Below are 1,894 nucleotides of genomic sequence, written 5' to 3'. Positions count from 1 at the left end.
CTGCCTGGCATCCGGTCGGGCGGCCCACGGCCTGTTCGCGGCGAACCTCGTGTTCTCCTGCTTCGCGGTGTCGGTGCTGCTGGTGTTCTCCGCGGCGTCCATCCTCGTCGGCGGCATGCCGTGGCAGGTCGTGGAAGACGACTCCCTCCGCCCGGCCGTGCTCGCGGCGGGCCTCGCCCTGTTCTGCGGTGCCGCGCTGGCGTTCCGCGGCCTGCTCGACCGCTTTCCGCTCGACGCGGAGGGCGGTCGGTCGTACGCCGCGCTGTTCTGGTTCGGCTGGTTCTCGCTCGCCTACATCCTGTTCGACGCGCTTCCCAGCTTGTTCCGCCTCGACGTGCCGCTGTTGTCGGAGTTCTTGGGCGCGAGCATGCTGCTGCTGGGCGTGTCGGTGGCCGCCTTCGTGGTAGCCACGTCGCTGCTCGGGCGCGACGCGCACGTGGAGGAGGAGTACCTGGCGCTCATGGAGCGGCGCGAGCGCCAGGAGGCGCGCCTCGGGCAGCTGCGCGACCAGGCGTCGCGCGATGCCCTCACCGGCCTGCGGACCGTCGAGGACCTGCTGGAGCACGGGCGTCCGTTCGCCGTCGCCTACCTCGACATGAACGGCCTCAAGGCCGTCAACGACACGTTCGGCCACGAGGCGGGCGACGCCTGCCTCGTCAGGCTCGCCGACGCCCTGCGCTCGTCGTTTCCCGGCCGGGCGGCGTTGTGCCGCATGAGCGGCGACGAGTTCCTCGTCGTGCTCCCCGAAGGCGACGAGCGCGAGGTCGGGCGGCATGCCGGGGAGGCGCTCGAGGTGCTGGCCGCCCAGCCGGTCGAGGGCGTGGGGGCTGTGTCGTTCTCGTTCGGCACGGCTGCATCGGGCTGCGAGGGGGAGTCCGCCGCCGCCCTCGTCGCGCGGGCCGACCGCGCCATGTACCAAAGCAAGCGCGCCTACCACGGCCGGGTTTCAGGCGGTGCCCGATGAGAGTCGCGCCCTTCGCGATCAGCGCCGTGTGCTACTTCTTGTTCAACGCGGCCATGTTCGCCGGCCTCGAGGCCCAGGCGGGCTTCGCCGCCCCGAGGCGCGGCGCCGAGATTGCCGTGTTCGCCGGGAACTACCTCGCATTCGCGGCGCTCAGCATGCTGCAGTTCAACCTGGTGGCCAACTGGCTCGTCATCTGCGTGCTGTTCCTGTTCGAGATCAAATGGGCCTTCAGGTGCCCCTGGCGGGCCTCGCTGCTCTGCGCGCTGCTCGTCTCCCTGGTGGGGCTTGGCGCCAACGAGTTCGCGCGGTCGCTGTGCGCCATCGCCTTCGACGTGCCGCAGAGCGCGTTCAGCAACGACATCGGCGAGGAGGGGAACTTGAAGACGGTTCCCGTGGCGCTCGGGTTCCTGCTCGGCGCCCTGCTCCTGTGCGTGCAGCGGCGCGTGCTGCGCCACGGCGAGACGGCCGTGGTGTACGGGAACGACCGCTCGCGCCGGTTCGTGCTGGCCATGGGCGTGCTCGGGTACCTGTACCTCTGCTCCATCCTGCTGCTGTACTACGTGGACGTCAACGCGCTCGTGGTGAAGGTGTGGGCGCTCAAGGCGTCGGTGAGCGTTTTCGCCAGCCTGTCGCTGGCATTCTACTACGCGTACCGGACGGCCGCGGTCATACGGCGCAGCGAGGAGCGCCGCCTGTTGGAGCGCGAGGTGGCCGAGCGCGAGCACGAGGGCGACAAGCTGCAGGACATCGTCCGGCGCGACGAGCTCACCGGATGCTGCTCGCGCCGTTTCGCCGAGGCGCGCATCGACGAGCTCTTGGGCCGAGGGCGCCCCCTCTCGCTCGCTTTCGTGGACGTGAACGACCTGAAGGGCGTGAACGATGCAGGCGGCCACGAGGACGGGGACCGGTACCTCACGTGCGTCGCCGCCG

The 1,894-nt window shown here is 70.4% G+C and carries 2 protein-coding genes; both read left to right on the top strand.

Annotation, left to right across the window (positions count from 1 at the left end; genetic code table 11):
• Positions 1–964 (top strand): GGDEF domain-containing protein (locus tag GPA_RS16870; protein WP_167536640.1); only part of this gene is annotated, 964 nt, incomplete at its 5' end.
• Positions 961–1,894: GGDEF domain-containing protein (locus tag GPA_RS10290; protein WP_041239450.1), on the top strand; the 934-nt coding region annotated here is incomplete at its 3' end. The genes GPA_RS16870 and GPA_RS10290, both read left to right, overlap by 4 nt.

Origin of the sequence: Gordonibacter pamelaeae 7-10-1-b (genome assembly GCF_000210055.1) — a bacterium.
GTDB lineage: Bacteria > Actinomycetota > Coriobacteriia > Coriobacteriales > Eggerthellaceae > Gordonibacter > Gordonibacter pamelaeae.
This window is presented reverse-complemented; position numbering and strand designations above follow the sequence as displayed.